Origin of the sequence: Quadrisphaera granulorum, assembly GCF_003149145.1 — a bacterium.
In the GTDB taxonomy this organism is placed as follows: Bacteria; Actinomycetota; Actinomycetes; order Actinomycetales; family Quadrisphaeraceae; genus Quadrisphaera; species Quadrisphaera granulorum.
In genome coordinates this window covers 83,474-97,451 of the sequence record NZ_QGDQ01000009.1, presented here as the reverse complement: position 1 = coordinate 97,451, position 13,978 = coordinate 83,474, and the positions used below count along the sequence as shown (strand labels likewise).

Annotated in this window: 12 protein-coding genes; 2 read left to right on the top strand and 10 right to left on the bottom strand. The window is 74.2% G+C overall.

Annotated elements, in window-relative coordinates:
• Positions 1–224: 224 nt before the first annotated feature.
• From holA to BXY45_RS09030, 6 genes are all read right to left on the bottom strand, one after another.
• Positions 225–1,292 carry a DNA polymerase III subunit delta gene (holA, locus tag BXY45_RS09050; protein ID WP_109774061.1) on the bottom strand — a complete coding sequence of 356 codons (1,068 nt, stop codon included), beginning with the start codon at positions 1,290–1,292 and terminating at the stop codon, positions 225–227.
• A 47-nt stretch (positions 1,293–1,339) separates the two neighbouring features.
• Positions 1,340–3,004 (bottom strand): ComEC/Rec2 family competence protein, encoded by a 1,665-nt coding sequence (locus BXY45_RS09045; protein ID WP_109773999.1) that lies wholly within the window; start codon positions 3,002–3,004, stop codon positions 1,340–1,342.
• Positions 3,001–3,876, bottom strand: coding sequence for a ComEA family DNA-binding protein (locus BXY45_RS09040; protein WP_211319390.1), 876 nt, complete (start codon positions 3,874–3,876; stop codon positions 3,001–3,003). Before BXY45_RS09040 ends, BXY45_RS09045 begins: the two co-directional genes overlap by 4 nt.
• A gap of 139 nt (positions 3,877–4,015) precedes the next feature.
• The gene (gene leuS, locus BXY45_RS09035) at positions 4,016–6,961 is read right to left on the bottom strand and encodes a leucine--tRNA ligase (protein ID WP_109773998.1); all 2,946 of its coding nucleotides are present in this window, start codon (positions 6,959–6,961) and stop codon (positions 4,016–4,018) included.
• 150 nt (positions 6,962–7,111) lie between these two features.
• The gene (locus tag BXY45_RS23185; RefSeq protein WP_170131404.1) at positions 7,112–7,249 is read right to left on the bottom strand and encodes a hypothetical protein; all 138 of its coding nucleotides are present in this window, start codon (positions 7,247–7,249) and stop codon (positions 7,112–7,114) included.
• A gap of 105 nt (positions 7,250–7,354) precedes the next feature.
• Positions 7,355–8,308, bottom strand: a complete 954-nt coding sequence (locus BXY45_RS09030) for a GGDEF domain-containing protein (RefSeq protein ID WP_170131403.1) — start codon at positions 8,306–8,308, stop codon at positions 7,355–7,357.
• 233 nt (positions 8,309–8,541) lie between these two features.
• Between BXY45_RS09030 and BXY45_RS24520 the strand changes: the two genes are divergently transcribed.
• The gene (locus tag BXY45_RS24520) at positions 8,542–8,667 is read left to right on the top strand and encodes a hypothetical protein (protein WP_281270570.1); all 126 of its coding nucleotides are present in this window, start codon (positions 8,542–8,544) and stop codon (positions 8,665–8,667) included.
• Positions 8,668–8,736: 69 nt separating this feature from the next.
• On the opposite strand, the gene BXY45_RS09025 is transcribed toward BXY45_RS24520, so the two are convergent.
• Positions 8,737–9,180, bottom strand: coding sequence for a ChaB family protein (locus BXY45_RS09025; protein ID WP_109773996.1), 444 nt, complete (start codon positions 9,178–9,180; stop codon positions 8,737–8,739).
• Between the two features lie 114 nt (positions 9,181–9,294).
• Positions 9,295–9,702 (bottom strand): large conductance mechanosensitive channel protein MscL, encoded by a 408-nt coding sequence (gene mscL, locus BXY45_RS09020; RefSeq protein ID WP_109773995.1) that lies wholly within the window; start codon positions 9,700–9,702, stop codon positions 9,295–9,297.
• A 698-nt stretch (positions 9,703–10,400) separates the two neighbouring features.
• Between mscL and BXY45_RS09015 the strand changes: the two genes are divergently transcribed.
• Positions 10,401–12,008, top strand: coding sequence for an AMP-binding protein (locus BXY45_RS09015; protein ID WP_172601934.1), 1,608 nt, complete (start codon positions 10,401–10,403; stop codon positions 12,006–12,008).
• A gap of 18 nt (positions 12,009–12,026) precedes the next feature.
• On the opposite strand, the gene BXY45_RS09010 is transcribed toward BXY45_RS09015, so the two are convergent.
• Both BXY45_RS09010 and BXY45_RS09005 read right to left on the bottom strand, forming a co-directional pair.
• Positions 12,027–12,644: a response regulator transcription factor gene (locus BXY45_RS09010; RefSeq protein WP_109773994.1), complete on the bottom strand. Its 618-nt coding sequence runs from the start codon at positions 12,642–12,644 to the stop codon at positions 12,027–12,029.
• Positions 12,641–13,843: a sensor histidine kinase gene (locus BXY45_RS09005; protein ID WP_109773993.1), complete on the bottom strand. Its 1,203-nt coding sequence runs from the start codon at positions 13,841–13,843 to the stop codon at positions 12,641–12,643. The genes BXY45_RS09010 and BXY45_RS09005 overlap by 4 nt, the downstream gene beginning before the upstream one ends.
• Between the last annotated feature and the right edge of the window lie 135 nt (positions 13,844–13,978).

The following is a 13,978-nucleotide window of genomic DNA, read 5'->3' as shown; positions in this document are numbered from 1 at the left end:
AGACTCTTGCCTGTTACTTCTGTGTGACGACGTTCGTAGGGCCCGGGACAGGGGGCCCACATCGGAAGGTCGTCGTGCTGCGCGGAGCGCACGGCCCGCCTTGAGGAGCCCGCGCTCACGTCCTTGATCTCAGGGACGTGAGCGGGTGAAGAGCACGGCTCCCGACGCGGACGCGCTCGGCGCGCGGCGTTGGGGCTGGGGTGCGGACTGGCCGACCCTCGAGGTCAGCCGGCGCGGGCGGCGGTGATGGCGATAACGGCCTTCTCCACCGCGTAGCGAGGGTCGCGCCCGCCGCCCTTGACGGCCTCGTCGGCCTCGGCAAGCGCCGTGATGCCAGCGGCGATGCCGTCCGGCGTCCACCCGCGCAGGCTGTCGCGCGTGGTGCGGACCTGCCAGGGGGCCATGCCCAGGCTCTTGGCGAGCACATCGGGCGACCCGCGCCCGGCCGAGGCGACCTTGGCCATGCCCCGCAGTTTCAGCGCGAGGGCGGCCACGAGGGGCACCGGGTCGAGTCCGGACTCGAGGGCCTGACGGAGCAGACGCAGCGCTTCGGCCCGCTGGCCGGCCACCGCGGCGTCGGCCACCTTGAAGCCCGTCACCTCGGCGCGGCCGCCGTAGTACCGCTCGACGTCGTCGGCGGTCAGCCGCGCGGCCCGTCCGCCGGCAGCAGTGCCGCGGGGCACGTCAGTGGCCAGCTGCGAGCACGCGGCCGCCAGCGATCGGAGGTCGGAGCCGATGGCCAGGAGCAGCGCGTCGAGGGCGTCGTCGTCGATGGTGCGGCCGTGGGAGCGCAGCTCGGTCTGGGCGAACGCCCGCTGCTCCGCCGGCGACTTCACCGCCGGGCACTCCACCAGCACCGCCCCCGGCACCACCCGCGCCGCCTTGAGCAACGCACCGGCGCGGGCCCCGCCGGAGTGGCGGAGCACGAGGACGACGTCGTCGGGGAGGCCCCCCAGCGCGGCGCTCACGTCGGTGACGAGGACGTCGGGGGCGGCCTCCAGACCGTTGACGACGACGAGCCGCGCCTCCTCGAACAGCGAGGGACTCGTCCACTGCGTGAGCTCTCCGGAGCGGTACGCCGCGGCCTCGACCGCGACGACCTCGAGCTCCGGCGACCGCTCGCGGCACGCGTCGCGGATCCGCTCGACGGCGCGCTCGGCCAGCAGCTGCTCCGGCCCCGTGACGAGCACCACCGGGCCGGGGACGGCCTGGTGCCACGGCAGCGCAGCGGTGCTGTCGCGGCTCGACGCTCCGGAGGCGCGGCTGCGGGACGAGGACCGTGGAGCGGGCACGGCCACACCCTGCCACGAGCGTCCGACGGTGATCAGACTCACCGGGATCAGCCCGCCGGTCGCCGATCGGGCGACCGACTCAGCCGCCGTTCGAGCCGGCGATCCGGGCGGTGCTGCAGCGCGGCGCTCACCGCGCGGACACCCCGCGGCGCGCTCAGCGCCACGACCGTGAGCACTGCGAGCGCGACGGCGGCCCCCGGCCCCTGCGCCCACGGGACCACCGCTCCCGGCACTTCGGCGCCCGTCCGGGCCACCAGCGCGATCCACTGCGCCGCCAGCCCACCGAGCCGCGCGGCGAGGCCGGCCAGTGCGGCACCCACCGGCCCCCACGGCTCCAGGAGCGCGGCCAGCAGTCCCAGCAGGGTGGCCGGGGCCACCGCAGGACCGGCCAGCACGTTGGCCGGCACCGCGAGCGCCGGCAGCCCGGGGGCCAGCAGCAGGACGACGGGGGCGCACACCAGCTGCGCCGACACAGGCACGGCGACGGCCACCGCCATCCCCGAGACCAGCGCGTCGCGAACGGGCGCCGCCCGCCGGCCCGGCACCCGGCCCCGTAGCAGGGGGCGTGCGAGCGACGCGGCCAGAGACGGCGCGAGGACCAGCAGCGCCCCGGTGGCCAGCACGGACAGCGTGAAGCCAGCCTGCCGGGCCAGCCATGGATCGGCCACCAGCAGCACCGCGACGGCGAGGCAGAGCGTGGGCAGTCCTCCCCCGCCGCGGGCCAGCAGGGTCCCGAGGAGCGCCGCGGTGCCCATCGCCGCGGCTCGCAGCACGCTGGGTTCGCCGCCGGCGAGGGCGGCGTACGCGAGCAGCGCGCCCACGGCCAGCACGAGGCGCGCCCGGCGGGACAGCCCGACGACGCCGCCGAGCAGCACCACTGCTCCGGCGACGAGCGCGGTGTTGCCGCCGGAGACCGACGTGAGGTGCGTCAGGCCCGTGGTGCGCAGGTCGGCGTCGAGGCTCGTGGGAACGGCGGTGGTGTCGCCGACCACCAAGCCCGGGAGCAGTCCGCGGGCATCGGTGGGCAGGGGCGCGCACACTCTCACCAGTCCCTCGCGCAGTCGCTGACCGGCCCGGGCGGCCCACCCGCTCGCAGGGGCGGTGGTGGGCGAGCGCATCGCGCGCAGCACGGCGGCGGACGGGTCGGCCAGGTCGGTGGGCTGTAGGCGCCCGACGGCGTGCACGCGGTCGCCGCGGCGCACGGCCTCCCAGCCGGCTCCCCCGATGACGAGCACCTCGGCGTGCGCCGCGGACGTGCTCCCGCGTCCGGTCACCGTCCTCACCGACAGGCGCACCGTCCAGCGCGGGCTGGGGCGCCCCCAGGAGCGAGCTGGATCTACCCGCACCCGGGTGGCGTCGGAGACGGCGACGCCGTCGAGCACGGCCGTCGCCTGCTCGGCCGCCAACGGCTGGAGCAGCCCGGCCGAGCGCTCCAGGCGCCCGGCACCTACCGACACCGCAACCGCCGCGATCAGCACAAGCGCGAGCGACGCCGTCCCGGCCCGGCGGCGCAGCGCCCACGCCGTGGCGAGGCCAACAGCTCCCAGCGCCACTGCTGCCAGCACCACCACCGGGACGACGAGCGCCAGCGCCGCCCACGCCCACGCCGCCACGGCCGCGGGGAGCAGCCGGGCGTCGAGGCGCCGGTCCGCGGAGGCCTCCAGCGACGGCGCCGCAGACAACGCCGACGACACGACGCCCCCGCGGTTCACACCGTTACCAGGGGCGTGAGCCGCGCCAGCGTGGCCGGGCCGAAGCCGGGGACCTCACTCAGCTCCTCCACGCTGGTGAACCGTCCGTGCGCCGCGCGCCAGTCGAGTACGCGCTGGGCGAGGACGGGACCGATGCCGGGCAGGCCGTCGAGCTCGGCCAGGGTTGCGTGGTTGAGGTCCACGGGCCCGCTCGCAGTCCGGGAGGCCCCCGCCGCAGCCGACGTCGCGGGCACGCTCGCCGCCCCGGGCGCGAACGTCGTGAGCTCCTCGCCCGGCGCGGGAACCACGAGCTGCTCACCGTCGACGAGCAGCCGCGCGAGGTTGACCCGCCGCAGGTCAGCACCGGGTCGGGCACCGCCGGCGGCGCGGACCGCGTCGTCAGCGCGTGATCCGGCGGGTAGTCGCACCAGGCCGGGCCGTTCCACCTCACCGACGACGTCGACCACGACCTCCCCGCCCGCAGCGCCCCCGGAGGACACCGCCGACCCCGGTACCGACGATGACGACGAGGGCGGCCCCGGGGACGAGGACGACGGCGGCGACGACGGCTGCAGCGTGCGCGTCGGCACCGCCACACCGGGGGTGGGCGTAGGCACCGACGCCCGCCCCGCACTCGCCGCGGACAGCACGAGCAGCACCACGACCGCCGCCACGAGGAGCACCGCTCCCGCCGCGGCAGGCGGCGCCAGGGACCAGCGCGCCTCCCGGAGCCTGTCGATCGCCGACGGGCGCCACACCTCGTGGGTGTCGCGGGCCTCGCGCCGCTGCGCCGCGCGCAGGGCGGCGCGGTCGCGCAGCGGAGCGGCCTCACCGGGGAAGCCGCCGTCGTCGTCGTCCTCCTCCCAGCCCGAGCCGGGCGCCCCGTCCAGCACCGGACCAGGCTGGCCCGCCCCTCCGATGCGGCGGGCCCCGCGCGGGCCCCTGTGGACACAGGCCCACGAACAGGGCCCGCCGGCCGCCCTGTGGGCGGACGACGGGCCCCGTCAGCGGAGGATCAGGCGGATCAGACGATCAGGCGGGCACCACGTTGACGAGCTTCGGTGCGCGCACGATGACCGTGCGCACCCCGCGGCCGTCCAGCGCCCGCTGCAGCGCCGGGGAGGCCAGCGCGAGCTCGCGCAGCGTGGCCTCGGTGATGTCGGCGGGCACCTCGAGGCGGTCGCGGACCTTGCCCTGCAGCTGCACCACGCACGTCACCGTCTGCTGCACCAGCAGCGCCGGGTCGGCCTGGGGGAACTGCTCGAAGGTCAGCGAACCCGAGTGCCCCAGCCGCGACCACAGCTCCTCGGCGATGTGCGGCGCGAGCGGCGCCACCATGAGGACCATCGCCTCGGCGGCCTCGCGGGGCACCGACGAGAGCTTGGTCAGCTCGTTGTTGAGCTCGATGAGCTTGGAGACCGCGGTGTTGAAGCGCAGGGCCTCGTAGTCGGCGGCGACACCCGCCGCGGTGCGGTGCACCAGGGCGCGGGTGGCCGGGTCGGCCGGAGCGTCGGTCACGAGGACCTCACCGGTGGCCTCGTCGACGACGTTGCGCCACAGCCGCTGCAGGAAACGCTGAGAGCCGACCACCGCGCGGGTCTCCCAGGGGCGGGAGTCGTCCAGGGGACCCATCGACATCTCGTACACGCGGAACGTGTCGGCGCCGTACGCCTCGTACATGTCGTCGGGCGTGACGACGTTCTTCAGGGACTTGCCCATCTTCCCGTACTCGCGGGTGACGGGCTCGCCCTGCCACGTGAACTCGCGTGCACCGGTAGGCGAGGTGGTCTCCTCCACCTCCGCAGCGGGCACGTAGGTGCCGCGGACGTCGGTGAACGCGTCGGCCTGGATGTACCCCTGGTTGAACAGGCGGCGGAACGGCTCCTGGGAGGAGACGTGGCCCAGGTCGAAGAGCACCTTGTGCCAGAAGCGGGAGTACAGCAGGTGCAGGACGGCGTGCTCGACGCCGCCGACGTACAGGTCGACCCCTCCCGTGTCCTTCACCGCGGTGCCGTCGGCCGCACGGACCGCCCTCTCAGCACGCGGGCCCATCCAGTACCGCTCGACCTCCGGGTCGACCAGCTTCTGGCCGTTCTGCGGGTCCAGGTAGCGCAGCTCGTACCAGCACGAGCCCGCCCAGTTGGGCATGGTGTTGGTCTCGCGGCGGTACTGCTTCGGTCCGTCGCCCAGGTCGAGGGTGACGTTGACCCACTCCGGCACGCGCGACAGCGGCGGGGAGGGCTCGCTGGTGACGTCGTCCGGGGCGAAGGTGCGCGGGGAGTAGTCGGGCACGTCCGGCAGCAGCACGGGTAGCTGCGATTCCGGGACGGCGACCGGCAGGCCGTCCTCGTCGTAGACGATCGGGAAGGGCTCACCCCAGTACCGCTGGCGGCTGAACAGCCAGTCCCGCAGGCGATACGTGGTCACCGCGCGGCCGGCGCCGGTGCGCTCCAGGTGCGCGGTGATGCGCTCCTTGGCCTCGGCGACCTCCAGGCCGTCGAGGTCGACATCGTCGTTCGAGGAGTTGATGGCCGGACCGGCGCCCGTGTACGCGCCGCCCTCGAAGTCCTCCGGGGGCTGCACCGTGCGGACGACGGGCAGCTCGAACCGCTCCGCGAAGGCGAAGTCGCGCTCGTCCTGGCCGGGCACGGCCATGATCGCGCCGGTGCCGTAGCCGGCCAGCACGTAGTCGGCGGTGAAGACGGGCACCGCCGTGCCGGTGATCGGGTTGACCGCGTGCAGTCCGGTGAAGACGCCGGTCTTGGTGCGGCCCTCGTCGGTGCGCTCGGCCTCGCTGCGGGCGGCGGCCTGCGCGCGGTAGGCGGCCACGGCCTCCGCGGGGGTGGCGGCGCCACCGGTCCAGTTCTCCGGGGTGCCGGCCGGCCAGGTGGCGGGCAGGTCATCCAGAGCGCTGTGCTCAGGGGCCACCACCATGAAGGTGACACCGAACAGCGTGTCCGGGCGGGTGGTGAAGACCTCTAGCTCACCGCCCTCGGCCGGGCCGTCGAGCAGGGCGAAGCGCACCTGCGCGCCCGTGGAGCGGCCGATCCAGTGCCGCTGCATCGCCTTGACGGGCTCGGGCCAGTCCAGCCGGTCCAGGTCGTCGACGAGGCGGTCGGCGTAGGCGGTGATCCGCATCATCCACTGGCGCAGCGGACGCTTCACCACGGGGAAGTTGCCGCGCTCGCTGCGGCCGTCGGCGGTGACCTCCTCGTTGGCCAGCACCGTGCCCAGGCCGGGGCACCAGTTCACGGGCGCGTCGGAGACGTACGCCAGGCGCTGCGCGTCGACCAGGCGGCGGCGGGCGACGTCGTCCAGATCGGCCCAGGTCGAACCGTCCTCGGGCTGGCGGCGGCCCGAGGCGTACGCCTCGCGCAGCTCCGAGATCGGCCGGGCGGCACCGCGGCCGCCGTCGGGCCGCAAAAACTCCGGGTCGTACCAGCTCTCGAAGATCTCGCGGAAGATCCACTGCGTCCACCGGTAGTAGTCCGGGTCGATGGTGGAGATCGAGCGGCGCGCGTCGTGCGCCAGGCCCAGCCGGCGCAGCTGGCGGCGCATGTTCGCAATGTTCGCCTCGGTCGTCACCCGCGGGTGCTGCCCGGTCTGCACCGCGTACTGCTCAGCGGGCAGGCCGAACGCGTCGTACCCCAGCGTGTGCAGCACGTTGCGGCCGTTCATGCGCTGGTAGCGGGCCCACACGTCGGTGGCGATGTAGCCCAGCGGGTGGCCGACGTGCAGCCCGGCGCCCGACGGGTACGGGAACATGTCCATGACGAACAGCGGCTCGCGCCCGGCCACCGCCGCCGCGTCGCCCCACGGCCCGCTGGGGTTCGGCGCCTCGAAGGTGCCCTCGTCAGCCCACCGCTGCTGCCACGCGAGCTCCAGCTGCGCCGCGAGCGCGGCGGTGTACCGCTGGGCAGGGGCGTCGCCGGGGCTGGCTGCGCCGCTCGCGGGGGCGGACTGGTCCGTGGTGCTCATGCGGTGGGGCGCTCCTTCTGGGTGCTCCGGTTCGCTTCCGGAGTCGCTGCTCCTCCGGGTTCGCTGTGCCGGAGGTCTCGCTCTCACGACCAGGGTAGTAGCGCCGGCCAGGCGGTTTCCGGCGCTCACCAGGTCCCGAAGGGAAGGCGATCAGGACGACGCCGGCACGCGGCCGTCCGCGCTGACGGAGTCCAGGGCCATCGCGGGCCGGTTCGCGACCCTGAACTCCGCCGCTGAGGCGCAGCCCGGGCGGGCGATCCCGCGTCCGTCGTCGTCGTGAGCGTCCACGCCTCAGCGCGTGGGTGGATCTGCGCCACTCCCTCAATGGCACAGGGCCACCCCGTGCCAGTAGGAATGGCACAGGGTGGCCCCGTGCCATTCAGAGCGGGGCGGTCAGCCGATCGAGCCGGGCTGGTCCTCGGAGCGACGTGACGGACGTTGGCGCGCGGGCTCCACGGCGCTGGGTGCACGCAGCGCGCGGCGCAGCGCCAGGTCCTGCTCGGCGCGGCTGACGAGCTCGGCCAGGCCTCCGGAGTCCCACGGTTCGAGCAGCCCCGAGCCCACGGTGAGGGAGCACGCCCAGCGCACGAGCGGTGCGTCCGGGCTGCCAAGCAGGCGCACGCGCAGGCGGCGCTCGAGCTCGGCGGGGGTGGTGCCGGTGCCCGGTCCGAGCACAACGAAGAGGTCTTCACCCCAGCGGCCGACGACGTCGGCGCCGCGGGTACTGGCACGCAGCGCATCGGCCACGCCGCCGATGACCTCCGCGACGGCCTGCGGCCCCCCGAGCTCGCGCACAGGCTCGAGGTCGCCGAGCTGCACGAGGGAGGCGTGCATCGCGCCGCTGGAGCGGCGCGCCGCGCCGAGCACGTGACGCGCGAGCAGGTCGAGCCCGTTGGCGTTGTAGCAACCGGTCGCTTCGTCGACCACGGAGACGGCGTCGGCGAGCTGGCGGGCGGCGTCGAGCTCAGCGATCGCCCGGTGCCGGAAGATCACGACGACGACGGCGACCAGCACGCCGAGCAGCACGGCAGCGCCGAGGCCCGCGGCGGCCACGAGTTCTCCGCGGCCGATGCTCGAGAGCGCGACGGCGATGGTGGCGGCCACCAGCGGCGCGACCGCGAGGGCAGTCGCCGTGCCGGACAGGGGGACGAGGGCCACCGCAGCGATCAGCGCGGGCAACGCGGCCGCCGGCCAGGACGAGTCGGTGGCAGCGCAGAGCACGAGAAACGACCCGGCGACACCCGCCGAAGCGCCCCACGTACCCACCACAGTGCCCACGGTTGCCCGCGTGCCTGTGCGCCGCTGCGCCGTCTCAGCCACCTCCACACCCGTCTCCTCGGCGCCCACCGCCTCGAGGATGAGCGGCCAGGCGTGACGTCCACCCGGGAGGGTGATCGCCCGTGCAGCACCGCACGGGACGAGACTGCCACACGAACCCCCCAAACCGCCCGCACCCGGTCGGCCCGTCGCAGCCGTCCGCGAGCGTGTCGGAGCGGCCGAGCCCCTCGCGCGCCCCGGGATGACCTCGCCCGGGCACGTCTACCCTGGGTGCGCCGACCCGCAGCACCCCGGAGGACACCGTGACGCAGACCACCGCCACCACCGCTCCCGCGCAGCCCCAGGCTGCCGCCGAGGACGACGACTGGCTCACCGGCGCCACCGCCTGCTCGATCGAGAACGGCGACGAGTGCGAGGCGTGCCAGTGACGGCTCGCTGAGCCGCGTGGCCCGCGACAGCACGGACGGGCCGCTCCCAGCTTCATGCCAGAGAGACCGTCAGGAGCCCGACCGGGCCCTGGCGGTCTCTCTGTCGTTGGCCCTCTGCAGCGCCGCAACGAGCTCGTCCTTGGTCATGGACGACCTGCCCGGCACGTCGAGACGCCGAGCCAGGTCGAGCAGGTGCGCCTTGGTGGCGTTGGCATCGACGCCACCTGCCGTTTCACGATCCGTGCCGGCGCCGCCAGCAGCCTGCGCGTCCGAGGGGCCACGCCGGCCGCCGTCCTTCGGCTCCCAGCGGTCGCCGACCTTCTCGTGCGTGTGCTTGAGCGCGGAGAACGCCGTGCGGCGTGCCCGCTCCTCGGTGTTCGGCTCGTCGGCGTAGGTCTGCTCTGCGGCGTCATGCGCCTTCGCGAAGGTCGCCTGCGCCTTCTTGTCCGAGCGCTGCAGCGTGCTCGGTAGTTCGTCCTCGCGAACGGCCTCGGACTTCGTGGTCATCGCCATGGCCGTCCCCTACCCCGCGCACGGGCGTCGACGCCCCTGAAACTGCGTCGGACGCCCATGATCACGGAGATCACGGGCGCCCGAAGCACCGCCGACCCGGCCGCGCGCCACCCGTCAGGCGGCGGGGGCGACCTCCGCGGTGCAGAAGGCGCAGCGCGTGGCCTTCACGGGGATCTTGGACAGGCACTCGGGGCAGTCGTGCACGGGCGCCTTGGGCTCGGGCTCGGTGCGGTAGCGCGACATGAGCACGTTGACCGGCTTGACGACGAAGAAGTAGAGGATCGCCGAGGTGATGAGGAACGCGATGACCGCGTTGATGAACGCGCCGATCCGGAACTCGCTGCCGTTGATGGCGAAGTGCAGCGAGGAGAAGTCCTGGACGCCGCCGAAGACACCCAGGAGCGGCGTCAGCATGTCGTCGGTGAAGGACTTCACCAGCGCTCCGAACGCTGCTCCGATGAGCACGGCGATGGCCAGGTCGACGACGTTGCCACGCAGGATGAACTCGCGGAAGCCCTTCACGGTGTCTCCTCGGGGGTCGTGAGCGGGAGCACAGCTCCCGCTCGACGTGATCGTGCGCGAGCAGCATGGCAGGGGCTCGCGTCTACCGGGAGGGGTACGGGTGGGGTCCGGATGCAGACCTCGACCTGCTAGTCGGTTGATTCCCAGCCGTGAGCTCGGTCGGCTCGGTGGTCCTGGGTGGCCAGATGCCCACTGGGTGGGCTCACGCCCGGGTAGAGCCCTCACACCCGGGAGCCAGCCCACCCACCGGTAGGCAGCCCACCCACCGGCAGGCAGCCCACCCACCGGCAGGCCCGCGGGCTGCTCAGCGACGCCCTGCAACGACTCGTCGATCGATGTGATCACCCGCGAAGGCGTGCAGGACGAAGGGAAAGCCCTGGTCGGGAGCCTTGCTGCGTCACGTGCAGCGCGCCCCTGGCAACGATCAGGCCTCATCGGGCCAGCTCCGCTGAGCGCGAGAGCTCGAGGTGGCCGACTGCCCATGATCACGGTGGTCAGGGGGTCGTCTTTCGCGGGAGGCCGGGAATCAACCATCGAGAGACGGGGGTACGAGTGGACCGACCGCGGGCGAGCGGACACCATGACCACCAGGCGTCGTCGCCGGTGATGGCGCCGGGAGGAGAAGACCCGTGACCACCGCCCCCGCGGCGCCGTCGACCCGCGCGCAGGACACCGTCGAGAAGGACTCCCTCGAGCTGATCAGGTGGCCCGACCCCCGCGCCGACGCCCTGACCGGGCCCGGCCTGGGGTCGCTGTCGGTGGCGTCGCTGCTCGCCTCCTCCGCCGGACGCCACGCCGACCGCATCGCCGTCGTCTGCGGCGAGGAGCGCGTCACGTACGCGGAGCTCTGGGACCAGGCCCGCGCCTACGCCGGCGCCTTCCGCGCCCGCGGCATCGGCCCGGGCGACCGCGTGGCGGTGCTCGTGCCGAACGTGCCCGACTTCCCGCGCGTCTACTTCGGCCTGCTCGCGCTGGGCGCCGTCGTCGTCCCCGTCCACCTGCTCTTCACCGCCGACGAGGTCGAGCACGTCATCCGCGACTCCGGCGCCACCCTCGTGGTGGCCGCAGCGCCGGTGCTCGCGGCAGCTCTGCCGGCCGCCGCAGCCGCCGGAGTGCCCGTGGTCACCGTGCTCGTGCCGGACGCCCTGCGCGACAAGGTGCCCGCCCCGCGCCTCGAAGACGAGGCAGCCGCTACAGAGCCGCTGGAGCGCCTCGTGCCGGTGCCCCCGCTGGCCCCCGCCACTGTGCTCTACACGTCGGGCACCACCGGCAAGCCCAAGGGCGCCGTCGGCAGTCACCTGGCGATCGTCGAGAACGTCAACGTCGTGCTCATCGACTGCTTCGACATGCGCACCGGCGACGTCGTCTTCGGCGGGCTGCCCCTGTTTCACACCTTCGGACAGGTGTGCGTCATGAACACCGCGTTCCGCGTGGGCGCCACCGTGCTGCTGCTGCCGAAGTTCGACCCCGCGACGGCACTGAAGATCATGGACGCCGAGCGCGCGACGGTGTTCATCGGTGTCCCCACGATGTACGGCGCGCTGCTGCAGGCCGCTGGCCCGCACCGCGACGGCGGCGCGGAGCTCCCGCCGCTGCGGTACGCCATCTCCGGCGGGGCAGCACTCCCCGAGGCGGTGCTCGACAGGTTCCAGCAGGTGTTCGGCGCGCCCGTGCACGAGGGCTACGGCCTCACCGAGACCTCGCCGGTGGCCTCGTTCAACCGGGTTGGGGAGCCGGCCGTCGCCGGCTCGGTGGGCTTCCCGGTGTGGGGCGTGGAGGCCGAGGTCACCGACCCCGCCCACCCCGAGCGCATCGTCGTGCTGCCGCGCGGGGAGCGCGGCGAGCTGGTCATCCGCGGTCACAACCTCTTCAAGGGCTACCTCGGCAACCCTGACGCGACCGAGGCGGCGGTGGTCGACGGGTGGTTGCGCACCGGTGACATCGCCACGAAGGACGACGAGGGCCGCATCCGCATCGTCGACCGCGCCAAAGACATGATCATCCGCAACGGCTACAACGTGTACTGCCGCGAGGTCGAAGAGGTGCTGGTCCGCTACCCCGGCGTCGCGTCGGTGGCCGTGTTCGGCGTCGCCGATGACGAGCACGGGCAGGAGGTGCACGCCGCCGTCGTCCTGGAAGACTCCGAAGCGGGCCGCGCCTTCGACGCCGACGCGATGGTCACCGAGGCGCGCCAGCACCTGGCCGCCTACAAGTACCCGCGGGTGGTGCACGTGCGAGAGGCGATGCCCCAGGGACCGTCCGGCAAGATCCTCAAGCGCGAGTTGGTGGCCGAGTACGAGAGCTGACGGCCCGGGCCGGCGAGCTCAGCGCAGCACGCCGCGTTCACGCGCCCGCGCGACCGCGGCGGTCCGCGACGTCACGTCGAGCTTGGTGAAGACGTGCACGAGGTGCGACTTCACCGTCGGCTCGCTGATGCCCAGCCCCTCGGCGATCTCCAGGTTGGAGCGCCCGTCAGCCACCAGCGACAGCACCTCCACTTCACGTGCGGTGAGCGACACCGCCGGCGTTCGCACCCTCGCGAGCAGTCGACTGGCGACGGCGGGCGCCAGCGCGCTCTCCCCCGCGGCCGCGGCGCGCACGGCCGTGAGCAGCTCGGCGGGCGGGGCGTCCTTGAGCAGGTAGCCGCTAGCGCCGGCCTCCACCGCGCCGAGGATGTCGCCGTCGGTGTCGTAGTTGGTCAGCACCAGCACGGGTGGTGCGTCGGGCAGGGCGCGGATCCGCCGCGTGGCCTCGGCGCCGCCCAGCCCCTCACCCAGCTGGAGGTCCATGAGGACGACGTCGGGCGCGTGCTCAGCCGCGGCAGAGACCGCGTCGTCGCAGGTGCCCGCCTCCGCGACCACCTCAAAGCCCTCCTGCTCCAGCAGCGCCCGCAAGCCCAGCCGCACCACCGGGTGATCGTCGACCAGCACCACGCGGGTCACGCCATGACCTCCGCGCCAGGGACGGCAGCTGCGGCGGGGGCGTCCGGCAGCTCGACCTCCACCTCGGTGCCGCGTCCGGGTGCCGTGCGCACGGCGAGCGCGCCACCCAGCTGCTCCACGCGCTCGCGGACCGCGCGCAAGCCGAAGTGCCCAGCGCCGCCGGCAGTCCGCTCGGCCACGACTGCGGGGTCGAAGCCGCGGCCGTCGTCCTGCACCGCGAGCCGCGTCACGCCGGGTGACCGGTCCAGGCGCACCTGCACGCGACCAGCCCCGGAGTGCTGGAGGGCGTTGGCGACGGCGCCCTGCGCGATCCGCAGCAGCGCGGTGGCCACCTGCACGGGCGGCTCGCCGTCGTCGTCCTCTCCGTCGACCTCCACCTGCAACCCGGGCCGGCTCCACTGCGTGACCGCCAGCCGCCGCAGCGCCGCCAGCAGACCCTGCTCCGCCAGGGGCGGCGGCGTGAGCTCGGCGATGAGGGCGCGGGCCTCGCCGAGGCTTCCCGCGGCCGTCTCCCGTGCCAGGCGGATGTGCTGCACGCCCGCGCTGCCAGGGTCCGCACGCTCGGCGACGTGCAGCAGCATCTGGATGCTCGACAGCCCCTGCGCCACGGTGTCGTGAAGGTCTCGGGCGATGCGCGCCCGCTCCGCGAGCGCGCCCGCAGTCCGCTCGCTGGCGGCGAGGTCGGCGCGGGCGGCCACCAGCTCGGCGAGCAGCTGCTCGCGCTCGGCCGCCTCGCGGGCCAGCGCCCGGTAGCCCAGCCCGATGGCCAGGGCCACGCCCGCGGCGATCACCGGGCCGACCACCCCGCCCACGGTCAGGCCGCCGTCGGCGGCTGTCGCCACCACCGCGGCGAGCGTGGCGACGACGACGGCCGCCGGCCCCCACCGACGCGGCAGCAGATGCAGGTAGAGGAAATACAGGGGAAAGACGAGGTACGCGGCCTGCGGTGATGCGACGACCAGCGCCAGCCACAGCACGCTGAGCACGGCGAGCCACGCGCGTGTCCAGCCGCTGCGCCGGGCCCGGGCGATCGCCGCACCCGCGGCGTAGACGGCCAGCAATGCTGCGGCCAGCGCTGCCACCGCGGGACGGTCAGCGGGGTCTGCCAGGACGACGACGAGCGCCGCGACGCCCACCACGAGCAGGTGCAGGCCCACGCGCAGCCCGAGGAAGACGGGGGCGAGGGCGTTGCGGTGCACCGGGCGACGCTAGCGGCGCGCCGACCCCGACCACATCCGTCGAACGATGGACGCGCGGCTCCAACCCCCGCACCGCGAACTCCCGCATCGCGGGCGATGCCCCGGCGGGGCGAGCACAGGGAACGTGGACTCACT